Origin of the sequence: Polynucleobacter sp. MWH-CaK5 (assembly GCF_018687615.1) — a bacterium.
Classification (GTDB): Bacteria; Pseudomonadota; Gammaproteobacteria; order Burkholderiales; family Burkholderiaceae; genus Polynucleobacter.
Genome location: NZ_CP061299.1, coordinates 705120 through 730336, shown reverse-complemented (window position 1 = coordinate 730336; position 25217 = coordinate 705120). Strand labels below are relative to the sequence as shown.

22 protein-coding genes are annotated in these 25217 nt (G+C 44.6%); 4 read left to right on the top strand and 18 right to left on the bottom strand.

Annotation, left to right across the window (positions count from 1 at the left end):
• Positions 1-145: 145 nt before the first annotated feature.
• The 9 genes from GQ367_RS03785 to GQ367_RS03745 all read right to left on the bottom strand — a co-directional run bounded on the left by GQ367_RS03785 (position 146) and on the right by GQ367_RS03745 (position 10021).
• On the bottom strand, positions 146-373 hold the full coding sequence (locus GQ367_RS03785) for a hypothetical protein (protein ID WP_215291599.1): 228 nt from the start codon (positions 371-373) through the stop codon (positions 146-148).
• A gap of 50 nt (positions 374-423) precedes the next feature.
• Entirely contained in the window at positions 424-744 is a 321-nt protein-coding gene (gene ftsB, locus GQ367_RS03780) for a cell division protein FtsB (protein WP_215291597.1), read from the bottom strand.
• A gap of 33 nt (positions 745-777) precedes the next feature.
• Positions 778-2064, bottom strand: a complete 1287-nt coding sequence (gene eno / locus GQ367_RS03775; protein ID WP_089516549.1) for a phosphopyruvate hydratase — start codon at positions 2062-2064, stop codon at positions 778-780.
• A gap of 18 nt (positions 2065-2082) precedes the next feature.
• Positions 2083-2940: a 3-deoxy-8-phosphooctulonate synthase gene (gene kdsA, locus GQ367_RS03770; RefSeq protein WP_089516548.1), complete on the bottom strand. Its 858-nt coding sequence runs from the start codon at positions 2938-2940 to the stop codon at positions 2083-2085.
• A 33-nt stretch (positions 2941-2973) separates the two neighbouring features.
• The gene (locus GQ367_RS03765) at positions 2974-4623 is read right to left on the bottom strand and encodes a CTP synthase (protein WP_215291595.1); all 1650 of its coding nucleotides are present in this window, start codon (positions 4621-4623) and stop codon (positions 2974-2976) included.
• Positions 4624-4740: 117 nt separating this feature from the next.
• Complete coding sequence (locus GQ367_RS03760; protein WP_215291593.1) at positions 4741-7218, bottom strand: DNA internalization-related competence protein ComEC/Rec2; 2478 nt, start codon at positions 7216-7218, stop codon at positions 4741-4743.
• Positions 7219-7223: 5 nt separating this feature from the next.
• On the bottom strand, positions 7224-8060 hold the full coding sequence (locus tag GQ367_RS03755; RefSeq protein ID WP_251370207.1) for a TatD family hydrolase: 837 nt from the start codon (positions 8058-8060) through the stop codon (positions 7224-7226).
• Position 8061: 1 nt separating this feature from the next.
• The gene (gene lolD / locus GQ367_RS03750; protein WP_371818551.1) at positions 8062-8739 is read right to left on the bottom strand and encodes a lipoprotein-releasing ABC transporter ATP-binding protein LolD; all 678 of its coding nucleotides are present in this window, start codon (positions 8737-8739) and stop codon (positions 8062-8064) included.
• Between the two features lie 10 nt (positions 8740-8749).
• Positions 8750-10021 (bottom strand): lipoprotein-releasing ABC transporter permease subunit, encoded by a 1272-nt coding sequence (locus GQ367_RS03745; protein WP_215291589.1) that lies wholly within the window; start codon positions 10019-10021, stop codon positions 8750-8752.
• Between the two features lie 38 nt (positions 10022-10059).
• Between GQ367_RS03745 and GQ367_RS03740 the strand changes: the two genes are divergently transcribed.
• From GQ367_RS03740 to lysS, 4 genes are all read left to right on the top strand, one after another.
• Positions 10060-10992 carry a hypothetical protein gene (locus GQ367_RS03740; protein WP_215291587.1) on the top strand — a complete coding sequence of 311 codons (933 nt, stop codon included), beginning with the start codon at positions 10060-10062 and terminating at the stop codon, positions 10990-10992.
• The gene (gene recJ, locus GQ367_RS03735; RefSeq protein WP_215291585.1) at positions 10989-12734 is read left to right on the top strand and encodes a single-stranded-DNA-specific exonuclease RecJ; all 1746 of its coding nucleotides are present in this window, start codon (positions 10989-10991) and stop codon (positions 12732-12734) included. Before GQ367_RS03740 ends, recJ begins: the two co-directional genes overlap by 4 nt.
• A gap of 9 nt (positions 12735-12743) precedes the next feature.
• A protein-coding gene (gene prfB / locus GQ367_RS03730) for a peptide chain release factor 2 (RefSeq protein ID WP_215291583.1) occupies positions 12744-13848 on the top strand; the annotation gives its coding sequence in 2 pieces (ribosomal slippage) (positions 12744-12824 and positions 12826-13848; 1104 coding nt in all).
• A gap of 45 nt (positions 13849-13893) precedes the next feature.
• The gene (gene lysS, locus GQ367_RS03725) at positions 13894-15423 is read left to right on the top strand and encodes a lysine--tRNA ligase (protein ID WP_215291581.1); all 1530 of its coding nucleotides are present in this window, start codon (positions 13894-13896) and stop codon (positions 15421-15423) included.
• 92 nt (positions 15424-15515) lie between these two features.
• Here lysS and fdx read toward each other — a convergent pair whose 3' ends face one another.
• From fdx to uvrB, 9 genes are all read right to left on the bottom strand, one after another.
• The gene (fdx, locus tag GQ367_RS03720) at positions 15516-15854 is read right to left on the bottom strand and encodes an ISC system 2Fe-2S type ferredoxin (RefSeq protein ID WP_215291579.1); all 339 of its coding nucleotides are present in this window, start codon (positions 15852-15854) and stop codon (positions 15516-15518) included.
• Positions 15855-15866: 12 nt separating this feature from the next.
• Complete coding sequence (gene hscA, locus GQ367_RS03715; protein ID WP_215291576.1) at positions 15867-17732, bottom strand: Fe-S protein assembly chaperone HscA; 1866 nt, start codon at positions 17730-17732, stop codon at positions 15867-15869.
• 15 nt (positions 17733-17747) lie between these two features.
• On the bottom strand, positions 17748-18281 hold the full coding sequence (hscB, locus tag GQ367_RS03710; RefSeq protein ID WP_215291574.1) for a Fe-S protein assembly co-chaperone HscB: 534 nt from the start codon (positions 18279-18281) through the stop codon (positions 17748-17750).
• Entirely contained in the window at positions 18247-18570 is a 324-nt protein-coding gene (gene iscA, locus GQ367_RS03705; protein WP_215291573.1) for an iron-sulfur cluster assembly protein IscA, read from the bottom strand. Before iscA ends, hscB begins: the two co-directional genes overlap by 35 nt.
• A 2-nt stretch (positions 18571-18572) precedes the next feature.
• Positions 18573-18956, bottom strand: a complete 384-nt coding sequence (iscU, locus tag GQ367_RS03700; protein ID WP_215291571.1) for a Fe-S cluster assembly scaffold IscU — start codon at positions 18954-18956, stop codon at positions 18573-18575.
• Between the two features lie 59 nt (positions 18957-19015).
• Positions 19016-20236 (bottom strand): IscS subfamily cysteine desulfurase, encoded by a 1221-nt coding sequence (locus GQ367_RS03695; RefSeq protein ID WP_215291878.1) that lies wholly within the window; start codon positions 20234-20236, stop codon positions 19016-19018.
• A gap of 79 nt (positions 20237-20315) precedes the next feature.
• A complete protein-coding gene (locus GQ367_RS03690; RefSeq protein ID WP_215291569.1) occupies positions 20316-20885 on the bottom strand; it encodes a Fe-S cluster assembly transcription factor in 570 nt (189 codons plus the stop codon).
• Between the two features lie 135 nt (positions 20886-21020).
• Complete coding sequence (locus tag GQ367_RS03685; protein WP_215291567.1) at positions 21021-23066, bottom strand: site-specific recombinase; 2046 nt, start codon at positions 23064-23066, stop codon at positions 21021-21023.
• Between the two features lie 2 nt (positions 23067-23068).
• Positions 23069-25171, bottom strand: a complete 2103-nt coding sequence (gene uvrB / locus GQ367_RS03680; RefSeq protein WP_251370206.1) for an excinuclease ABC subunit UvrB — start codon at positions 25169-25171, stop codon at positions 23069-23071.
• Positions 25172-25217 lie beyond the last annotated feature (46 nt).

Here is a 25217-nt window from a genome sequence, read left to right as displayed (position 1 = left end):
ATGCATAACATTACATGTAATGAAAAACATTACAGGGATTGAACAAGGGTACTACTCAAGAGACTTCAGCTAATTAGGTGGTGCTTAGGGAGTTTTTTAGCTTGCTAATTTGTATGAAAAGTGATTTCAGATTAGTTATTTTCAGTCAATGAATCTGTGACTCTTGAGGCAATCTGTTGAGTTCAAGGCTAGTCTCTAAATAGTCATTTACTGATGCAATGAATTCTTCATACAAATCATCGCTATTTAAGGCCTCATACGTAACTAAATCTTTAATGCCCAAAATCCTGCCATGATAAGTTTTTGAGTCAGGCTCAAATTGGCAACTGCCTAAATAACCTTCAAAGTTAAAAACTAAAATTTTTGTAGTCATTGCTTGCTCCAATTATTTATATTAATCATAAGTAATTGTACGAAAAAATATTACTTGGCTTTTGAAGCCTCATCCTTAGCAGGGTCATTCGCTGGCTTTTTACCAGGAACCACCTGCACAAAGACCTCGCCCTCTTTGCTCATGCCATGCTCTGCGCGAGCGCGCTCTTCAATCGCTTTGGTACCATCTTTGAGGTCTTTGACTTCACCTGACAGCTTGGCATTACGTGCTGCAAGCGCATCATTTTTTTCCATTTGTTTAGATACTTGGCGGTCAAGCTCATAAACTCTCAGCCAACCGCCCTTGCCTAACCACAATGGGTACTGAATGATCACCAAGAGAGCCAACATGCCGTATACAACGATGCGCATCTGGGCTCTCTATTCCGGTATGGGTTTCTAAAATTACTTGCGTAAGTTATAGAAAGTTGACTTGCCAGGATACGTTGCAATATCCCCCAAGTCTTCTTCAATACGAATCAATTGGTTGTACTTGGCAATACGATCAGAACGTGACAATGAACCAGTTTTGATTTGGCCTGCATTTGTACCAACCGCGATATCAGCAATCGTGCTGTCTTCTGTCTCACCTGAACGATGAGAGATCACAGCTGTGTAACCAGCACGCTTAGCCATTTCAATCGCTGCAAAAGTTTCTGTCAAAGTACCAATTTGGTTCACTTTGATCAAAATTGAATTAGCAATGTTCTTCTCAATACCTTCTTTAAGGATCTTGGTGTTGGTTACAAATAAATCGTCACCCACCAATTGGATTTTCTTGCCTAACTTCTCAGTCAAGATTGCCCAACCTTCCCAGTCACCCTCGTGCATACCGTCTTCAATTGAAACGATCGGATATTTATCAACCAAGTTGGCAAGGTAGTTAGCAAACTCTACTGAAGTCAGCTGCAGACCTTCACCAGATAAGTCGTATTTGCCATCTTTGTAGAACTCACTGGCAGCGCAATCTAAAGCCAATAAAACATCTTCACCTGGCTTGTAACCAGCTTTTTCAATCGCCTGAAGAATCGTGTTCAAACACTCTTCATTGCTCTTGAAGTTAGGTGCAAAACCACCCTCATCACCAACAGATGTAGACATGCCTTGGTCATGAATGATTTTCTTTAAGGCATGGAAAACCTCTGCGCCACAACGCACGGCTTCACGAAAGCTCGTCATGCTCACAGGCACGATCATGAACTCTTGAATATCCAAACTGTTGTTGGCGTGTGAACCACCGTTCACAATGTTCATCATTGGTACCGGCAATTGCATAGCACCTGAACCACCAAAATATCTGTATAAAGGCAGACCAGCTTCTTCAGCAGCTGCACGGGCAACAGCCATAGAAACAGCCAACGTTGCATTAGCGCCTAAACGTGATTTATTGTCAGTACCGTCTAAATCAATCAAAGTGCGATCAAGGAAGGCCTGCTCACTGGCATCAAGACCCATCACTGCTTCAGCGATTTCAGTATTGATATTTTCAACAGCTTTTAGAACACCCTTTCCAAGGTAGCGACCTGGCTCATCATCACGCAACTCAACAGCCTCACGTGAACCAGTTGATGCACCTGAAGGTACCGCAGCACGGCCCATCACTCCAGACTCAAGCAATACATCACACTCAACAGTAGGATTGCCTCTTGAATCTAATATTTCACGTCCAATGATGTCAACGATTGCACTCATGACTTTTCCCTTAACAAATTATTTGAAATCTTTTTCTAAGTAAACGTTGCCATTTTTAACAACGTCATCCAAAGCCACCAAAGTGGCGAGTAATTCTTTCATGCGGTTCAACGGCACTGCATTCGGTCCATCTGATAGGGCTTTAGCAGGATTTGGGTGAGTTTCCATGAACAAACCGCTCACACCAACTGCTACAGCTGCTCTAGCTAGAACAGGAACCATCTCACGTTGACCACCACTGCTGGTGCCTTGACCGCCAGGTAACTGCACAGAGTGCGTGGCATCAAAAACAATCGGAGCATTGGTTTCGCGCATGATGGCAAGGCTGCGCATATCAGACACTAAATTGTTGTAACCAAAAGACGCGCCGCGCTCGCATGCCATGAACATGTCTTCTGACAAACCAACTTCTTTAGCAGCAGCTCTGGCTTTATCAATCACGTTCTTCATGTCGCCTGGGGCTAAGAATTGGCCTTTCTTGATGTTCACTGGTTTACCGCTTTGAGCGCAAGCACGAATGAAATCAGTTTGACGACACAAAAACGCTGGTGTTTGTAATACATCAACAACCGCAGCCACAGGTTTGATCTCATCAACTTCATGAATATCAGTCAAAATGTTCACGCCAATTTCTTTTTTAACTTTGGCCAGAATCTCAAGACCTTTTTCCATGCCAAGGCCACGGAATGAAGTTCCTGAAGAGCGATTGGCTTTATCAAAAGATGATTTGTAAATAAATGGAATGCCTAAAGCACTCGTGATTTCTTTTAGCTGACCTGCTGTGTCCATGGCCATTTGCTCAGATTCAATCACGCACGTGCCAGCGATTAAAAAGAAACGCTTATCAAGACCAATTTCAAAATCGCATAGTTTCATGGCTAACTCCTTAATTCTTTAATACTGTGCAGATCAAACTGCAATACCCTTTTGGGTTAAGGCTGCTTTAATGAATGCAGAGAACAATGGGTGGCCATCCCTTGGAGTTGACGTGAACTCCGGATGGAACTGCACACCGAAGAACCATGGGTGCATGCTACTTGGCAATTCCATCATTTCTGGCAAAGACTCATTAGGAGTTCTTGCAGAAATAATCATGCCAGCAGACTCTAGTTTAGGAACGTACACATTGTTCACTTCAAAACGATGGCGATGACGCTCATTAACTTCTGAGCCATAAATCTTTTCAGCCAAAGTATTTGCTTTAACTGGACAACGCTGTGAACCCAAGCGCATAGTGCCACCCAGATCTGAAGCTTCATCACGTTTTTCAACACGACCTTCGCGGTCCATCCACTCAGTGATCAATGCCACAACCGGATGAGGACCGTTCGGCTCAAATTCAGTACTGTTAGCGCCCTTCAAACCAGCCACATGACGAGCAAACTCAATCACGGCCAACTGCATACCTAAACAAATACCAAGGTAAGGGATCTTGTTCTCACGAGCGTGCTTGATGGCTGCAATCTTTCCTTCAGTGCCCCTCTTGCCAAAACCACCAGGCACCAAAATAGCATCTAAACCAGCAAGGCTTGAAACATCGCCACCATCTAAATTCTCAGAGTCGATATAACGAATACCAACTTTTGTTTCATTGTGAATACCAGCGTGACGCAAGGCCTCAATCAATGACTTATAAGACTCTGTTAAGTCAACATACTTACCAACCATGCCAATCGTTACTTCATGCTTCGGATTTTCAAGGCTGTGAACCAAACCATTCCAAACAGATAAATTGGCAGGCTTAGCATCAATGCGTAATTCATGACAAATCAACTCATCCAAACCCTGCTCGTGGAGCATTTGTGGAATCTTGTAAATCGTATCAACGTCCCAAACTGAGATAACTGCTTGTTCGCGCATATTCGCAAACAAAGAAATCTTGGCTCTCTCATCTTCAGGGATCGGTCTATCTGCACGGCATAACAACGCTGTTGGCATGATGCCGATTTCTCTTAACTTTTGAACTGAGTGCTGGGTTGGCTTGGTTTTCAACTCACCTGCACTTGCAATGTAAGGTACCAAAGTTAAATGCACAAAGGCAGTATCACCCTGAGGCAATCTCAAGCTCATTTGGCGAGCAGCTTCTAAAAACGGTAAAGACTCAATGTCACCCACCGTGCCACCAATTTCACAAATAGCCACATCTGCATGGCCATCATGACTGGCTTTAGCGCCACGCTCAACGAAACTCTGGATTTCATTGGTGATGTGCGGAATCACCTGCACAGTCTTACCTAGATATTCGCCACGGCGCTCTTTACGAATCACAGACTCGTAAATCTGACCAGTGGTGAAGTTATTGCTCTTGCGCATCTTGGCAGATACAAATCTCTCATAATGGCCCAAATCAAGGTCGGTTTCAGCGCCATCTTCCGTAACGAATACTTCTCCGTGCTGGAAAGGACTCATCGTACCGGGGTCGACGTTGATATATGGGTCTAATTTTAAGAGGGTGACTTTTAGGCCGCGCGATTCAAGAATGGCGGCTAAGGAGGCGGCTGCGATACCCTTCCCGAGGGAAGAAACCACACCACCAGTAACAAAGATGAATTTAGTCATCGAATATGCTTAGTGGGTAATACGCAATTATAGCGATACCCAGAAAGAATGCTCGAAATTTCGTCCTAAAACATCTTTTTAGGCTAGAAAGCCTTTACCAGACTGGGTCTTTGCTTATTACTGATGCCAAGATCTGCGCTGAATCTCACGCCAGTCTTTTCTAGACCAGTCTTTTCCTTTGAATTCCCAGATTTGAGCCCCCGTATGAATAGTTTCAAGCATTGGAATCTCACGTTCAATGTATCTCTCCATTACTTTCTTATTGGGATGACGGTATCGATTACGGTAACCCGCTTGAGCAACAGCCCAATGCGGCTTGATCGCATCAAGAAATACTGGGGATGAAGAAGTCGCACTGCCGTGGTGCGGCATGAGCAAAATAGATGTCAATTCATTGGAGGGCTTGTACTCATTAGCAATGATTGCCTCGCCCCCTCGCTCAACATCCCCAGTGAGCCAAAATGAGTAATGCCCATTGGTCACCTCAATGACACAACTTATTGCATTAGGTTTTCCAGAATGATGAACACTGGCAAATGTCATCTCAGGACCTGGATGCCAAACCTTGAATAAAACCCCATCCCAAGCCCAGCTCTGACCAGCTTGGCATGGCAAAGCTGGTATCTGAGAATTCTTGGCCTTATCGACCAAAAAATGCCATTCCGGCAAGGTTCCCAATAAATCACCAAAGGTGATACTTTTCATCAGACTCAAGGCGCCGCCAACATGATCAGTGTCTTTATGACTGATGACCATTCGATCGATGAATGAAATACCCTCACCTCTCAGAAATGGCAAAACGTTTCTTTCTCCAGCATCTGATTGAGGGGATGTTTTTGGACCAGTGTCATAAAGCAAACGTTTGCTGTGCGTTTCAACTAAAACAGCAGTGCCCTGCCCAATATCTAAAACTGTGACCTTAAAGTCGCCATGAGCCACATCAGGAATCTTAGGCCACAGTAAAGGCAAGCAACAGCACAACCCCATCAGCCGACTTTTATAAGTCAATGCCAATGGGCCAGGACGGATAGCATAAATAATTCCGGCAGTAGAAATCACAAAAAATAAAATGCTTGGTTGCGGCAAGTAAGCAACAGACCAAAACCATGATGACATTGGTTTTAAAAACCAAGCCACGAATTCCATACATGAGTGCGCGATCCATAAAGATCCATCACTGATGGGCGAAGGCAAAACAGCACCCAGCATCGCAAAAGGGGTAACAATAAAACTCACCAATGGAATAGCAAATGCATTGGCCAAAGGAGAAACCACTGAGAACTGCGAAAACCAATAAAGAGTTAAAGGCAATAAAGCAATCGTGACAACAGCTTGTACGCGAGTAGCTTCCTTGAATGACTGCCACCATTTTTGAGAACGACTGTAACCATATTCAGACAGGCCATCTTGGCCAGGCATGGCAAACAAAATCGCTGCCACAGCACCGAATGAAAGCCAAAAGCCAGGTGTATAGGCAGCCCAGGGATCTAAGAAGAGCACTACAAATAAAGCCCACCACCAAATATCAAATGCTCGCGTGATTCGCCCCGTCCAAAGAGCGATGGCCACCACCCCCACCATGTACATGGTTCTTTGAGCAGGAATCTGAAAACCTGCCAGCCAGGTATAGATCAATGCCACAAGGAAACCGCTCAATGCAGATACTTTTTGAGTTGCGCACAACATGGGCAGTGAACGACGACGCCACAAACGATTGGCCAAGGCAGCACCCATACCAGCCAACATCGTGACGTGTAAACCAGAAATAGAAATCAAGTGGCCAATGCCAGTTGCATTGAAGACACGCCAATCATCTTGAGGAATTGCATTTTGCTCACCCATCACCAAAGCAATCAATACCCCAACATAGGGAGCCTCTTCAGGAGCTGATCGCTTGATGCGTTCACGCAAATGCCAACGAGTTAATTCAACAAAAGTTGTAAAGCTCAAATGGAAGTCAGCTAAGAGACTTGGTTTCCAGGATCTTGGCAAACCCTTTGCATTCGCCTTCACAGAACCAGTTGCTCCTAGGTCTTGTTGAAACATCCAACGCTCAAAATCAAATCCGTGAGGATTCATGAGGCCATGAGCTCTTTTAAGGACAACCGGCAAACGCCAGCGCTCCCCCGGCTTTAGATCAGGCAAGACTCCCTCGCCTCGCCAACCCGGATACCAGCCTAATGAAAGTCGATTCGGAAAATCTTTTAGATCAATCTTGATTAATTCATCTTCATGAATCGCCTCTTCAACTTTTAATGAAAATCTCAATGACTGATCACCTTGATGAGGCAAGCCATCAATCACTCCAGTCACCAACAATGGAACACCCTCTAACTCTGAAGGTAAATCATTGCTCAAGCGTGTATGAGTTAGATAAGCAGACCAAGAAAAACCCAATAAAAATAAAACAAGCACCCATAAACAAAGTCTTACTTTGGGCATGGCAGTCATCTTTAAATAACTGATCAGATGGATTGAAATTAGCAAGCAACCAATCAATAGACTGAGCTTCACCCACACATCGCCCTTGGGCAACTGCGGCAAAAAAAGTAAAAGAGATTCCCCGGCAATGAATGCCGTTAATAAAAAGCGCAAGTTATCTAGTCTTTAGAGAGAGGCAACTGAGCAAGCAATGTTGCCCAGCGAGGAATCACGCGCAAAGCGTTATTGGCACAGATAGATTGAGTTTGACTGATCGACGAAGAACGGATCTCTGCAAGAACTGATGAAATTTCCACCAACTCAGCAGGCTCATTACGATGGCTTACTTGTTTTGCCAACCAAGCAGGAGGAATGTCTGGTGCATCCGTTTCAAGAACCAGACTCTCGAAAGGCAACTCCTTGGCCAAGCGTCTAATTTGTAGAGCTCTGGGGAATGTCATCGCACCGCCAAAACCCATCACAAAATTTAACTTGATGAACTGCTCTGCCTGCTGAAAGCTGCCATTGAATGCATGGGCAATACCACCGATGATTTTTCTCGGTCTCAAAGCTTTCAAAATAGCGTCTTGAGAACGACGCACATGCAAAATTACTGGCAGATTAAATTCTTCGGCAAGATCGAGTTGTTTTTCAAAAAAGAATGACTGATGGTTGGCATCAAGATCAGGCAAAAAATAATCCAAGCCAATCTCTCCGATTCCAACAAAACGAGGGTCGTCCAAGGCTTCAATCACTGCACGTCTTAAAACATCCAAATCTGATTCTTTTGCCTCAGGGGTGAAGATCGGATGAATGCCCAAGGTATAACAACTTGCCGGCATGAGTTGAGCAGCTTGATGAGTTAGATTTTTTACAGATAAATGATCTTTTGCTCGCACGGCGGGTAACAACACGCCGCTGACCCCCGCTTGCGCTGCACGCTGAATCACGGCATCACGATCAAGCCCAAACTCATCGGCATCAAGATGGCAATGGGTATCTAAACACAAGGCCACGTTAATGAGCCTTCAATACGCCATGGTCCAAACGTAAAACACGATCACATCTTGCTGCACGCAATGGATCATGGGTCACAATCACAAATGCAGTGCCCTGACTTTTGGCAATCTCCAACATCAAATCAAATACAGTGTCTGCGGTTTCAGCATCCAAGTTTCCGGTAGGCTCATCAGCCAAAACGCAGCTTGGGGTGGTGACCAACGCTCTAGCAACTGCGACACGCTGACGCTCTCCACCTGACAGCGCAGCTGGTCGATGATCAACTCGATGGGATAAACCTACTTTCGCAAGCATCTCTTTGGCAACAACTCTGGCTTCATCATTATCGATGCCTCTGATACGCAATGGCATGGCCACGTTATCCAATGCACTGAACTCAGCCAAGAGATGGTGGAATTGGTAAATGAATCCTAAATGTTGATTGCGCAACTTATTCAGGTCAGCTTCAGAGAGACGAGCCAAAGACTGACCAGCCAAAATGACTTCACCTTGACTGGCATGGTCCAAGCCACCCAACAGGTGTAACAAAGTACTCTTGCCAGATCCCGAGGCTCCAACAATGGCTAATTTTTCACCAACTGCAAGCTCCAAACTGATGTCATGAAGGACTTGAACAGCCAAGTCACCCTCTCCATAAGTTTTGGAAATATTTTTAGCTACTAATGCCATGTTCATATTCAGTCCCTCACTCATAACGCAAGGCCTGAGCCGGTTGAATTTTGGCTGCTCTCCAACTTGGATAAAGAGTTGCCAAAAGAGAAAGAATGAATGCCATCAAACCCACCGTGATCACGTCACTGCTTCTCACATCGGAAGGTAAGCTAGAAATAAAGTAAATGTCACGAGGTAAAAATTGAACACGGAAGATTGCTTCCAAGCTAGGCACAATCACATCGATGTTCAATGAAATCAGCAAGCCCAAGATGATTCCACCCAAAGTGCCAATGGCACCAATCATGAAGCCTTGAGCAAAGAAAATTCTTTGAATCATTCCAGCACTGGCACCCATGGTGCGAAGAATGGCGATATCCCCTCGCTTATCAGTCACAGTCATCACCAGTGTTGAGACCAAGTTAAATGCGGCCACTGCAATGATCAAGGTGAGAATGATGAACATCATGCGTTTTTCAGTTTGAACAGCGGCAAACCAATTTTTATTTTGTCTTGTCCAATCTTTGACCCACAAACCAGGCAGTTGCATAGAAAGTTGATCGGCCACTTTTGCGGCTTGCTGCATATCATCTAATTTCAGACGCAAACCTGATGGACCATCCAATCGCAATAAAGCGGCCGCATCTTTCCAATGAACCACGGCCAAAGTACTATCAAATTCATAATGACCGCTATCGATGATGCCAATCAACTTAAAGGCTCTCATCCGTGGCGTCATGCCTGCAGGATTGATATCGCCTTCAGGGACCATGATGGTGATGCGGTCACCCAATTGCACGCCTAAGATTCCAGCTAACTCCGCTCCCAAAGCCAAACCAAATTCACCAGGCTTTAAACCACTGATTTGTCCTTGAATAAAGTGTTTTGGAATATCAGATACTTTTCCTTCTAATTCAGGATCAATGCCTCGAAGTGCCACTCCGCGCATCACATCACTTCGGCTGATCAATGCTTGAGACATGATCATCGGTGCAGCACCTGTCACACGTTTATTTTCTTGAACTTTGGCTAATAAAGGCTGCCATTCACCCAAACCTGTCGGGGCATGAATCTCTACATGAGATAAAACAGACAGCATCCGATCACGAACTTCCTTTTGGAAGCCGTTCATGACCGATAGAACCACAATCAGAGCCGCCACACCCAAGGCAATACCCAACATTGATACAGACGATATAAATGACAAAAACCCGTCTTTAGAGCCTGTTTCCTTGTTTTTTCCGCCTTTTCTCCTGGCGTTGGTATAGCGCCATGCAATTTCGAGTTCAATCGGCCAAATATTCATATGAAAGAGTTTAGCTTGCTCTTGGACAGAAGGTCTAAATGCCACCTAAAATCAAGGTTATGAAATACACCCTCGTTATTGCCGATAGCCAAGATCAAGAATCTTTTGACCGTGGCCTGCCCTATGAGAAGTTTTTACTGGGTAAGCAGAATGCCAGTGCGCCATTGGAACTCCAATCGCATGGAGTTACTGTTGACCCAAATATATGTATTGCTCGCATTGAACCCATTCATATTCATGCCGCCAGAGATCACTTGGTTTTAACGAGCACTCAAATATTAGATATCAAAGCATCAGAAGCTGATGACCTATTTGAATCAGTGAAAGATATTTTTGCAGAAATGAGTTCTATCACTCATCGAAGCAAGCCTCATAAATGGTTCATTGAATCTTCAGCACTTCAAACCTTATCAACTGTCAGCACTTCTCAAGCAGAGGGTCGCAATATTGATCATTGGATGCCATCCGATACAAGCCAAGAAGGTGTGGCTCGACAATGGCGCAAATGGCAAAACGAGATTCAGATGATTTGGTTCAACCACCCAGTCAATGAAGCCAGACAAGCTGAAGGCATGCTCAGCATTAACTCTGTGTGGATCAGCGGCAATGGCACGCTGACTGATATCAAACCCAACGAGAGGCTCTTAGACGCCAAGCAGTGGCATAGTTCTGATGGATGCCTGAACTTGCTCGCATCTCACCTGAACAAGCCCCACACCACTTCACTGAATGAATTGAGTTTGGCCAACACGATCTCATTGCTATCAGCCTCTGACCCGGAGTTGAGCACTGTTTGGCAAAAGGCAAATGAAGCATTGATCAATCATGAGATTAAAGCAATTGAATTGATCGACTTTCCAGAAGGTCAAGAAAGATCTCGAACAATCACCATTGAACAACTGCCTAAAAAAGGTTTTGCCCTTTGGAAAAAACCAGTCGTCGGATCACTTCAGGATATGCTTCGCTCATGACCATTCAATTCAAAGAGCGCCAATATTCAGAAAAAAGTGCCGCTTGGCTTGAGCAAAGTGGCACTCACCCAGTATTGGCAAAATTGTTTGCTGCTCGAGGCGTTGAAAAACCAGAAGAACTTTTACTCGAACTCAAGAACCTGATCCCACCTGCACAGCTTAAAAATTGTGAATTAGCAGCGAAATACTTAGCTGATGCGATTGAAGCAGGTAAAAAATTACTGATTGTTGCTGACTATGATTGCGATGGAGCAACAGCGTGCGCCGTCGGCCTCAAAGGTTTAAGAGCTTTGGGTGCACCCTGGAACATCAATATTGATTACTTTGTTCCTAATCGTTTCACCTTGGGGTATGGCTTGACACCGGAGGTCGTCGATTTGGTTTCCGGTCTTCCTGATAAACCAGATATTTTGATCACCGTTGATAACGGCATCGCCAGCGTTGCCGGTGTTGAAAGAGCAAAACAATTAGGTATTGAAGTCTTGGTCACAGATCATCACTTACCTGCCGATCAATTACCAAAAGCCGCTTGGATTGTGAACCCCAATCAACCTGATTGCACTTTCCCAAGTAAAGCGCTTGCCGGGGTTGGTGTGATGTTTTATTTATTGATTGCATTGCGCGCTGAGTTTCGTGCTCGTGGTGCCTTCTCGGCAGAAACTCAACCACGCCTTGAAAACCTTTTAGATTTAGTGGCGCTTGGCACTGTTGCGGACGTTGCATCTCTGGATAGAAATAATCGCATCTTGGTTGCCAATGGCATCAAAAGAATTAAAAGTGGGCAAATGCAAGCGGGTATTCGGGCTCTTTACATCGCTGCTGGGAAAGACCCCAATCGTGCGAGCTCATTTGATCTTGGATTCACCTTGGGTCCTCGCTTAAATGCTGCCGGCCGATTGGCTGACATGTCATTGGGTATTCAATGTTTGCTTTCTGAATCGCCAGAGGAAGCATTGAAATTAGCTCACGAACTTGATCGCATGAATCGCGAACGCCGAACCATTGAAGCGGGTATGCAAGAAACTGCATTGGCCAGCTTAGTAGATATACAAGTTGGTGACCAGGCCACCCTGTGCATGGCCAATGAAACATGGCATCAAGGCGTGATTGGCATCGTTGCATCAAGATTGAAAGAAAAATTCCACCGCCCCACCCTGATTTTTGCTCCAGGAGAAGAATCTGGACAAGCCGTTCTCAAGGGCTCAGGCAGATCCATCCAAGGATTTCATTTGAGAGATGCCTTGGATTTGGTTTCTAAAAAGCATCCAGATCTTATTTTGAAGTTTGGCGGTCATGCCATGGCTGCGGGATTGACGATTGAAGAAGATTCTTTTGAGGAATTCAAAGCTTGCTTTGAAGAAGTGGCTCAAAGCTTGATGACACCAGAAGTACTCCAACGACAACTGGCTCACGATGGCAAGCTCGACCCAGAATTCATTGACCCAGAACTTGGCACCATGCTTGCCAATGAAGTTTGGGGCCAAGGATTTCCTGCCCCAGTATTTGTTGGTGAGTTTGAAGTGCTAACTCAAACCCTGATTCAAGAAAAACACCTCCGAGTTCAGTTAAAAGCCATTAATTCCAATGGTTCAAGTCATCCCAAAGCCTTCAACGGCATTTGGTTTTCCAGAAATGCGACCCTGCCAAACCCTGCCAGATTGGCTTATCGAGTCGTTACGGACCATTATCAGGGGGTTGCCAGAGCTCAATTACACATAGAAGCTCTCGATGACCCTTTATAATTGCCGACCATGGAAGCCGAACAATTAAATCTCATCAGCAACACCCTCGAAGACCTGCGTACTCGTACGATTGAGCTTCGGAGGTATCTTTGACGTCGACAACAAAGCAGAACGTTTAGTCGAAGTTAATCAAACCCTTGAAGATCCCAAAATTTGGGATGATCCTAAGCAAGCCCAAGCCCTGGGCAAAGAAAAAAAGCTTTTAGATGGTGTCGTAGGCACTATTAATTTTCTGACGGACAACATCACCTCAAGCCAAGAATTATTTGAAATGGCCAAAGAGGAAGGTGACTTCGAAACAATTCTATCGATTCAAGCCGATACAGATGGCATGCGCCAACAAGTCGAAGGACTTGAGTTCCGACGCATGTTCAGCAATCCAATGGATCCGAGCTCATGCTTCATTGATATTCAATCAGGAGCCGGCGGAACTGAGGCTTGCGACTGGGCCAGCATGTTGTTGCGCCAATACCTTCGTTACTGTGAGCGCAAAGGTTTTAAAGCTGAAGTGCTAGAAGTCTCAGACGGTGATGTGGCTGGCATTAAAAGCGCCACGATCAAAATTGATGGTGAATACGCATACGGCCATTTAAGAACAGAGACTGGCGTGCATCGCCTGGTGCGCAAATCACCATTTGACTCAGCCAATGGACGTCATACCTCATTCACGAGTGTGTTCGTTTACCCAGAAGTTGATGACTCTATTGAGATTGACATCAATCCTGCGGATATTCGTACGGATACCTACCGTGCCTCAGGCGCTGGCGGACAGCACATCAACAAAACAGACTCAGCGGTTCGTTTGACTCACGTACCAACCGGTATTGTGGTGCAGTGTCAAAACGATCGAAGCCAACATAAAAACCGTGCGGAAGCCATGTCTATGTTGAAGTCTCGCCTTTATGAACATGAGTTACGTAAACGCCAAGCAGAGCAAGACAAGCTAGAAGCCACCAAGAGCGATGTGGGCTGGGGTCACCAGATCAGATCGTATGTTCTAGATCAAAGCCGTATTAAAGATCTTCGAACCAACGTAGAAATATCCAATACGCAAAAAGTTTTAGACGGCGACTTAGATCCATTCATTGAAGCCAGCTTAAAGCAAGGCGTTTAACCATCAACATTATTTAATCACCATTCAATTGTTAGCGAAAACATCATGAGTCAAGAAGAACAAACGCCCATCGTCGATGAAAATCACATCATTGCAGAACGTCGCGAAAAATTAGCTCAATTGCGCAAAAATGGTGTGGCATTCCCCAACGATTTTGTACCCACACATCATGCTGCCGACTTACACGAGCACTATGGTGAAATCAGCAAAGAGCATTTAGCTGAGAAAAACATCACGGTCAAAGTGGCTGGTCGAATGATGCTCAAGCGTGTGATGGGTAAAGCCAGTTTTGCGACTGTTCAAGATCGCACAGGTCAAATTCAGTTTTACATCAATGATGCTGATGCAAGTGCTGATGCGCACAATGCCTTTAAGCATTGGGACATGGGTGACTTCATCGCTGCTGAAGGCGTCATCTTCAAAACCAATAAAGGCGAACTATCGATCCTGGTAAAAGATTTGCGTCTTTTATCAAAATCATTGCGCCCTCTTCCTGATAAATTCCACGGCCTTTCAGATCAGGAAATGAAATACCGTCAACGTTATGTTGATTTGATCGTTTCTCCAGAAACACGCCAAACCTTCTTGGCTCGCAGCAAAGCGATGTCTTCAATACGTCATCACATGCAAGATGCGGGATTCATGGAAGTTGAAACACCGATGCTTCACCCAATCCCAGGTGGCGCAGCTGCAAAACCATTTATCACCCATCACAATGCCTTAGACATGGAAATGTATCTGCGCATAGCTCCAGAGCTTTATTTGAAGCGTTTGGTGGTTGGTGGTTTTGAACGTGTTTTTGAAGTTAACAGAAACTTCCGCAATGAAGGTGTCAGCCCAAGACACAATCCAGAATTCACGATGATGGAGTTCTATGCAGCCTACACAGACTACAAGTGGCTCATGACCTTCACCGAAGAGCTCATCAGAGCAGCAGCGATTGATGCTCAGGGCACTGCGAATTTGACTTACCAAGGTAAACCGTTAGATTTATCAAAGCCATTTCAACGCTTAACCATTGCTGAAGCAATTCTTAAATACGCGCCTTTATCGAAAAAACAGTACACCGCTGCTCAATTGGAAGATAAAGAATTTGTCCGTCAAGAACTTAAAAAGTCTGGCGAAGACATCAATGGACCAACTCTTAAAAATGCTGGCCTTGGAGCTCTTCAATTGGCTTTGTTTGAAGCTACTGCTGAAGAGCATCTATGGGAACCAACTTACATTATTGACTACCCTATTGAAGTCAGCCCATTGGCCAGAGAATCCGACACAAGACCAGGCATCACAGAGCGCTTTGAGTTATTCATTACTGGCCGTGAGATTGCCAATGGCTTCTCTGAGTTAAATGATGCAGAAGATCAAGCCGCTCGCTTTCATGCGCAAGTTGCTCAAAAAGAAGCTGGCGACGAGGAAGCGATGTACTTTGATGCAGACTTCATTCGCGCCTTAGAGTACGGCATGCCTCCAACTGGTGGCTGCGGCATTGGTATCGATCGCTTGATGATGTTGATCACTGACTCACCAAACATCAGAGACGTGATTCTTTTCCCGCACTTGAGAAAAGAAGATTAAACATAAGAAGCGAAATTAAAAAGGGACCCAAGGGTCCCTTTTTTACATCTGATGCTTCAGCTTCTCTTTACTTCAATCTCTCATACCGAAGATCAATGATTTTCTTTGGCATGGTTGATTGAGTACTTCGGTATCTCAATGACCAAATTTTGCTGAGCAACCACCGCTTGGCAAGATAAGCGTGATTGAGGACACAAGCCCCAGGCACGATCAAGTAAATCATCTTCAGCTTCATCGGAAGGATTCAAGCTGGCCATGCCTTCACGCACAATCACATGGCAAGTTGTACAAGCACATGACATCTCACATGCATGCTCGATCTCAATATCATTTTCTAATAATGCTTCACAAATAGTGGCACCAGGAGAAGCCTCTAGTACAGCACCTTCAGGACAATAATCAGCATGAGGAAGAACAACAATTTGTGGCATTTTTAATTCCTATTAAATTTCTTCTATCTTTTTACCAGACAACGCTTTTTTGATACTTTCATTCATTCTGCGAGCAGCAAAATCATCGGTTGCTTTTGACAATGACTCCACTGAACGTCTCAATACCTGAGTGTCTTTTGCTGACTCAATCAAGTCCTTAAGAGCTTTTAACTTGCGACTGATGATGTCTAGCTCATCTTCATCAAGCAAGTGCTGATCTTCAGCCAAAGCAGCGTCTACCGCTTCAATCAAACGCTTCGCATCCACCAATTCTTCACGAAGAGCTCTGTCTTGCACATCATCAGCAGCATGACTAAAGCCATCTTGAAGCATGGTGGTGATATCCACATCAGAAAGACCGTAAGAAGGCTTCACATTGATGTTAGCCTCAACCCCTGAATGCTGCTCTCTGGCAGTTACAGACAATAAGCCATCCGCATCCACTTGATACGTGACTCGAATTCTGGCTGCACCTGCGGCCATCGGAGGAATGTCTCTGAGCTCAAACTTAGCCAGTGATCGGCAGTGATCAACGACTTCGCGCTCACCCTGTAAAACGTGAACAGCCAAAGCCGTCTGACCATCTCTGAAGGTCGTGAAATCTTGAGCTCTTGCAACTGGAATCGGGGTATTGCGTGGGATGATTTTTTCAACCAAGCCGCCCATGGTTTCAACACCCAAGGAGAGAGGAATCACATCCAAGAGCAACCACTCATCTCCCTTTTGTTGATTGCCTGCCAATAAATCAGCTTGCATAGCAGCACCCATTGCAACCACTTGATCGGGGTCTAAATTAGTCAACGGTGTCTGACCAAATAGCTCACCCACTGCTCTTTGAACATGAGGCATGCGAGTGGCGCCACCAACCATGACCACACCCTTGATTTCTTCCGCAGTCAAACCAGCGTCTCTAAGGGCCTTCTTAGCAGCCATTAAAGTTTTGTTAACCAAGTGTTGGGTTAACTCAAAGAACTGAGCCTGACTGATGCCAACGTTGATCGTTGTGCCGTCACTCAGAGTCGCATGCACACGCGCCAATGGGTTTTTACTCAACTGCTCTTTAACTTCTTTGGATGCTGTGAGTAATAAGCGGGTATCTTTATCAGACAACAACTGTAACTTTGCTTGCTCTAGAACCCAGCAATACAAACGATGATCGAAGTCATCACCACCCAAGGCAGAGTCTCCACCTGTGGATAGCACCTCAAAAACACCTTTGCTTAAACGCAAAATCGAAATATCAAATGTTCCACCACCCAAGTCATACACAGCATACAAGCCCTCGGAGGCGTTATCCAAGCCGTAGGCAATAGCAGCAGCGGTTGGCTCATTCAAGAGTCGTAAAACCTCAATTCCGGCTAATTTAGCGGCATCTTTGGTGGCTTGACGTTGAGCATCATCAAAGTAAGCTGGCACAGTGATCACGGCGCCAACGATTTCATCATCGAAAGAGTCTTCGGCACGTTGACGTAATCTGGCTAAGATTTCTGCAGAAACTTCAACTGGGCTTTTTTCACCAGAGACCGTTTTGATCTTGAGCATCCCAGGAGCATCAATAAATTCATAGGGCATTGTTTGAGCATGCTCGATATCAGAAAGACCTCTGCCCATGAAACGCTTCACTGAAATAATGGTATTTTTTGGGTCGCCATTGGCATTTTGTAATGCTTGGTAGCCTGCTTGAGTGGTTCCACCTGGCAAGTAACGAATCACTGAAGGCAATAACTTTCTTCCCTGCTCATCACCCAAAACCTCAGGCAGAGCATTTTTCATGGCGGCAACCAATGAATTGGTTGTTCCTAAATCTATACCAACAGCGATGCGGCGCTGATGAGGAGCAAGTGATTGACCAGGTTCGGCAATTTGTAATAAGGCCATATTTTTATTTATTGTTTATGCTGATATTGCGTCTTCTAGTTCTGCACCGAATTTATCAATGAACAATAAAGCTCGTAATTGCTTTGCTGCCAAGTCAAAATCATTGGCCTCATCAATCGCAAGCTCTACTTCTTTTAATAAATTCACTCTTGTTTGTTCTACTTCTTTGTACAACTCATCCAATTTAGAAGGCTGATCTCTGACATCATCCAAAGTCTCTCGCCACTCCATCTGCTGCATCAAAAATTGAGCAGGCATCGCAGTATTTGTTTCTAACTGAGGATCAACCCCATTTCTTGAACACATGTACAAACCCCTTTGAATGGGGTTCATGAGCGTTCGGTAGGCTGAGTTAGCCAAAGCTGATAACTGCATTGAGACGCGCTTATCAGAATCACTGGCCTGAGCATGCATATCAGGATGAACCTTCTGTTGCACAGTCAAATAAGCAGACTCCAAAGCCTGCCTATCAATCTTAAATTGTGGCTTTAGCTGAAATAAGGAAAAGTAATCATCAAACCCTGAAAGATTCGCCACAACCACACTCATCTTTTACATTAGGATTTTGGAACTTAAATCCCTCGTTCAGGCCTTCGCGCACATAATCAAGCTCTGTGCCATCCAAATAAGCCAAACTCTTAGGATCAACATATACCTTGACCCCTAGAGATTCAAACATGGTGTCTTCAGGCAAAATTTCATCAACATACTCAAGTTGATAAGCAAGCCCTGAACAACCAGTTGTTCTCACCCCAAGACGCAAGCCAACGCCTTTGCCACGACGCTCGATATAACGCGTGATGTGCTTAGCAGCTTTCTCTGTCAGAGTAATGGCCATGATTATTTAGCGTGCTTTTCTTTGTAGTCAGCCACTGCTGCTTTGATGGCGTCTTCAGCCAAGATAGAGCAGTGAATTTTTACCGGTGGCAAAGCCAATTCTTCAGCAATCGCAGCGTTCTTGATTTCAAGCGCTTGATCCAAAGTCTTACCTTTGACCCACTCTGTTACCAAAGAAGATGAGGCAATCGCTGAACCACAACCATAAGTTTTGAACTTAGCATCTTCAATGATGCCTTGATCATTCACGCGGATTTGTAACTTCATCACATCGCCGCAAGCTGGTGCGCCGACCATGCCTGTGCCCACGTGGTCATCACCTTTTTCAAAGGATCCAACGTTGCGTGGATTTTCATAATGCTCAATTACTTTTTCACTGTATGCCATTTTATTTCCTCAGTTACTTTCTCAGTTATCTTTAAATACTATTGATTGATCAATAAAAATTAATGTGCAGCCCATTGGATCGTATTTAAATCAATACCATCTTTATACATTTCCCATAACGGTGACAAATCTCTTAATTTTGCGATTTTGCCTTTCACCAATTCAATCGTGAAATCAACATCTTCTACTGTTGTAAAGCGACCGATCGTGAAGCGAATTGAGCTGTGTGCCAATTCATCATTGCGACCCAATGATCTCAATACATAAGATGGCTCCAATGATGCTGAAGTACATGCAGAGCCTGATGACACGGCAATGTCTTTCAAAGCCATGATCATGGATTCACCTTCAACATAATTGAAGCTGATGTTCAAGTTATGCGGAATGCGCTGATCCATATCACCGTTGAGGTACACCTCTTCGATTTGGTTTAAGCCATTCCACAAACGATCTCTTAGCATACGAATGCGTTCGTTTTCAGTGGTCATTTCTTCACGAGCAATGCGGAAGCATTCACCCATGCCGACCAATTGATGTGTTGGCAAAGTACCTGAACGCATGCCGCGCTCATGACCACCACCATGCATTTGAGCTTCGATACGAATACGTGGTTTACGGCGTACAAATAAAGCGCCCACGCCCTTTGGTCCGTATGTTTTGTGAGCACAAAAGCTCATCAAGTCAACTTTGAGGGTTTGCAAATCAATCGCAACCTTGCCTGTGGCTTGGGCTGCATCTACGTGAAACACAATGCCCTTCTCGCGACAGAACTCACCGATCTTGGCAATATCTTGAATCACGCCAATTTCATTGTTCACAAACATCACAGAAACAACGATGGTGTCTGGGCGAACAGCCGCTTTGAATTTTTCAAAATCAATCAAACCATTTGGTAATACATCAAGGTAAGTAACTTCATAACCTTCACGCTCTAACTCACGACAAGTGTCTAACACTGCCTTGTGCTCTGTTTTAACTGTAATGATGTGCTTGCCTTTTTCTTTGTAGAAGTGAGCTGCACCCTTGATAGCCAAGTTATTACTTTCAGTAGCGCCACTGGTCCAAACGATTTCTCTCGGATCTGCACCCACCAATTTTGCAACTTCTGCGCGAGCATTCTCAACAGCTTCTTCCGCACTCCAACCATAAGCATGACTGCGTGATGCTGGGTTACCGAACTGTTCGCGAAGATAAGGAATCATCACATCGACCACTCTTGGGTCGATTGGTGTTGTGGCTGAGTAGTCCATGTAAATTGGGAAGTGCTCTGGACTAAACATAGGTACTGGTTTAGGTGATGACATGTTTGTTTCCTTTTATCTCAATATCTTTTTAGTTATTCTGTGAATACATCTAATATCAATTAATTTGCTGGGCAAAAGTGAATACTGAATTTGCCAATGGCTTTTTCTTAGCTTCAACTTCTTTTTTGGCGCTTGCAGCAGATGTCTTAGAGGCTCTTGGAGCTTCAATTTTTATCTTGCTCTCACGAATGTCCCCAACACGGACTCTGCCTTCTTGTTGCTTGACCAAGTCAGCCAATGACACTGAGCTCAAGTACTCAACCATCTTTTGATTCAAGCTGGTCCATAAATCATGCGTCATACAACGACCATGACCGGCATCTTCACCACGGCAATTACCTTTGCCGCCGCACTGCGTTGCATCCAATGGCTCATCAACAGCAATGATGATGTCAGCCACTGTGACCTGGTCTGCTCTGCGCGCCAAGGTATATCCACCACCTGGCCCACGGGTACTTTCAACAATATCAAAGCGGCGTAATTTGCCAAACAGCTGCTCTAAATATGACAATGAAATATGTTGCCTTTGGCTAATGCCGGCAAGCGTTACTGGTCCATGAGATTCGCGCAGGGCTAAATCAATCATTGCAGTGACAGCGAAACGTCCTTTGGTTGTTAGTCTCATCTCTTACCTCATCAATATTGGGTTGTTGAAACGTTTAATACCTGACTCTTGTGCTCAAGTTTATCAGATACCCAATTAAACTGCTCAAGTACTAGTTAATGCTAAGCCACCAGATAAATAAATCATAAAAATCAATTATTTAGGTGGGAATAGCAAAGACTTGAAATCAGCCTTGATTCTTCTTCTGACGGCCACATAAAGGCGCCTTCTATCCAAAGTTGGCAAATCTCTTGAACGCAAAGCCATGTTGAAAGCCAAAGAAAAGCTGACCAGTACATTGAAGGCACCGATCAATAAAACACCAAAAATACCCAACCAGAAGCCAGACATCAAGAATGTTTTCCATCCAAGGGCTGTGGCAGCAGCTGCAAACTGTCCAGCAGAAAGTGTGATGTGTCGGATTTCCATGCCAATCCCTAGGAATCCTAAAAAGGTTGGACCGTAGATTAATAAAAAGCCCAAGGAAACGTTAGCCGCAACAATTGAAATATTGTCTCTCCACCACTGCCCCCACCTTGCAGCTCTGATGTCACCAAACACCATCGTGATTCTGCGGTTGTAACGAATCACATCTTGAATGCGATGCAAAACAAACCAGTTATCGATCAGACCAGCAATCACGCTTGAAAGCCATAAAAGTACACCCGTGAAAGCAGCAAATAAAAATGCTCCACTGAATGGTGAAACAGTATCGAAAATATGAGTGGCCTTGCTTGGGTTCATGGTTGCATGCCCCATCAACAAGATGATGGCCACCTGAATGGCGATCACTACAGGAACAACCATTGCCAAGTTACCAAAAATAGATGCCGCCTGAGATCTCATCAAAGCCATGGCTCGATCAACAAAACGATCTAGACCTTCTTTGCTTTTAACGTCGTCTAATAACTGCGCCAGAGCAGGCGCTGTCATGGCCGGCTGCTTGGTGGCCAAAGTGAAATTAGCAAATTGAATTAATAAAAAGCTACCAGCATAGTTAACTGTCAAAAGAATATTTTCAAAGAAACGAACCAAGCCAAGGTTGGTGATCAGAAACTTCAAATAAACCGTGCCAGCAACAATCGCGCCACCGCCCAAAGATTTTTTGAGCATTGAAAAATATTCTTTTCGACTACCCGCAATGTAATGGTCACCAGTCTCAGCACTTCTCTCAACCATTTTTCTTGATAACAAAGCAAATGTTTGTTCTGCAAGGCGCTTGATACTGCGATGACCTTGAACAGTCAGAATCAAATCTGCTGTTAACTTGGCAAATAATTGTGTCTGATCACGATGAAGCCAAGCCTCTAACAATGTTTCTACTCTTGCTAAACGCAAGCGCATGGTCTCAACTTGAAAGACTGTTTCTACAGAAACGCCATTCTCATCAAGATGAGCATAAACATCATCGCAGGCAATGTAACAAGCATTCAATACATCGTGAAATTCTTTTAATGTTGCTTGATAAGTAGGCTCATTTAAGTGAGGTCCTGCTTTGAGAATGTCTTCAGCCAGTTTACCTAAGCGATAAAAAGGTGAATCCTGACCACTGACCCCACGAAGTCTTGATCTAACTGAATAACTCAAACCAGCAGAACTGATGTAACTGATCAAGATCATGATGGCTTCAGACATGTCTTTGAACAAGTTATTGCCATCAGACTTATCTTCTTGATAATGAGTTAACTCATAGAGTGAATGCAATAAATCTTCATCTAAATCATGAACCCAAGAGGCGTCATGAGGCCCAACAAAGCCAAGAGCAAATAAAACTGTGAGCTCTGGTTTATTCGGTGGCGGCGAAATCAAATGATTGCGCAAACGCTCAGTGATCTCCCCCCAAAAACTAGGCTTGGTCGCAACCCCTGTGTCACAAAGCAATGAAAGCGCATCGTTGTCTCGCAAAACACTGCGTATCAACTTTGCAATCTTTAATTTGACATCTGGTCGTTGCTCAAGGATCTTTAAAAATGATCTTAAGCGCGCATGCTCTGGATGACCCTCTAACGTTGTAGTTGGTTTATTTTTTGTTGATTTTTCTGTGCGGCGCAACCAGTAGGCCAATTCAACTACCCAGCGATTCCGATCAGCCAAGTCAGCGGTGTCATCTGGTACGAGCAATAAAGTATCTAATGCTTGCGAGGCATCCCTTGATTCTTTCCAGCGCGCCCACAAACGGCGAAAATCTTTAAACCCAAACATGCCTAATTTCCATTCAATTGAATTGTGTCGTGTAACTCAGCGCCAAAAACCATCGCCTTCAACTTCAATAGCTGATCTCTTGTTTGCGCAGCCTTCTCAAACTCAAGGTTCTTTGCGTGATCAACCATCATCTTTTCTAGCTGCTTTATTTCTTTGGCCAACTGCTTTTCGCTCATATCTTCATAGTGAGCTTTTTCTTGTTCATATTTTAGCTCTTGACGCTTCTCATCAACGTCATAAACGCCATCAATGATATCTTTGATTCGCTTCACAACCCCTTTAGGCGTGATGCCATGCAATTGATTGAACTCAGTTTGCTTGGCTCTTCGGCGCTCAGTTTCACCGATGGCCTTTTTCATTGAATCGGTCATCTTGTCAGCGTACAAAATCGCTTTACCGTTCACGTTTCTGGCCGCTCGACCAATCGTTTGGATCAAACTTCTTTCTGAACGCAAGAAGCCTTCTTTGTCAGCATCCAAAATCGCCACCAAAGAAACTTCTGGAATATCCAAGCCCTCGCGCAAGAGGTTGATACCAATCAATACATCGAAAACACCCAGACGTAAATCTCTTAATATTTCTACACGCTCAACAGTATCAATATCAGAGTGTAAGTAGCGCACCTTGATACCGTTATCTGACATGAAATCAGTCAACTGCTCTGACATGCGTTTCGTTAAAGTCGTGATCAACACGCGCTCACCCACTTTGATGCGTGCATGTATCTCGCTCAGCACATCATCAACTTGAGTGGAAGCCGGTCTTACATCAATCAAAGGATCCACAAGACCGGTCGGCCTGACAACCTGCTCGACCACTTTATCGGCATGCTGCTCTTCATAGGCAGCCGGAGTGGCTGAGACAAAAATTACTTGCCTCATCTTCGTCTCAAACTCTTCAAATTTCAACGGCCTGTTATCCATCGCTGATGGCAAGCGAAAGCCATAATCAACCAAGGTTGATTTACGAGCTTTATCGCCGTTATACATACCGTTCAATTGACCTATCAGAACGTGGCTCTCATCTAAGAACATCAGCGCATCTGGCGGCAAGTAATCAACCAATGTTGGCGGTGCTTCGCCTGGCTTGGCGCCCGACAAATGTCTTGAGTAGTTTTCAATGCCTTTACAGAAACCCAACTCAGATAACATTTCAAGATCAAAACGTGTGCGCTGCTCTAAACGCTGAGCTTCCACCAACTTACCTTCTTTGATGTAGAAATCCAACCGTTCACGCAATTCTGCTTTGATGGTTTCAATCGCTCGCAAGACAGTTTCACGAGGGGTCACATAGTGCGAGCCTGGATAAATCGTGAAGCGTGGAATGCGTTGACGAATTCTGCCGGTCAATGGATCAAAAAATTGAAGACTGTCCACCGTGTCATCAAACAAATCAATCCGCACCGCCAGCTCATTGTGTTCCGCTGGGAACACGTCGATGGTATCGCCTCGAACTCGGAAGGTACCCCTTGAAAAATCTACGTCATTGCGCTCGTACTGCATCGCTATCAAGCGTGTCACGATGTCGCGCTGAGTTAACTTATCTCCCTGACGAACAGTCAAAACCATTTGATGGTAATCACCCGGATTACCAATACCGTAAATGGCAGAAACAGTTGAAACGATGATCGTGTCACGTCTTTCTAAAAGACTCTTGGTGGCTGACAATCGCATTTGCTCAATGTGCTCATTGATCGAAGAATCTTTTTCAATGAAAAGATCTCTGGTCGGTACATACGCTTCAGGCTGGTAATAGTCGTAGTAACTAACAAAATACTCAACGGCATTTTGCGGAAAAAATTCTCTGAACTCACTGTATAGCTGAGCTGCGAGTGTTTTATTAGGAGCAAAAATAATGGCCGGACGACCCAAGCGCGCAATCGTATTGGCCATGGTGTAGGTCTTACCTGAACCAGTAACACCCAAAAGAGTTTGGTAAATCAAGCCATCCTCAATCCCCTCCACCAACTGAGCAATGGCCTCAGGCTGATCTCCAGCGGGTGGAAATGGCTGGTGAAGCAGGAAGGGGGAACCCGGAAAACGAATGATGTTTTCTGGAGGGCTTTCAGTCTGAATTTCTGATTTTTTTTCTGTCTTTTTTGGCATCTCGGCTATCATTCTAGGCTTGCTTGAACTTTCTGACATATTTCAT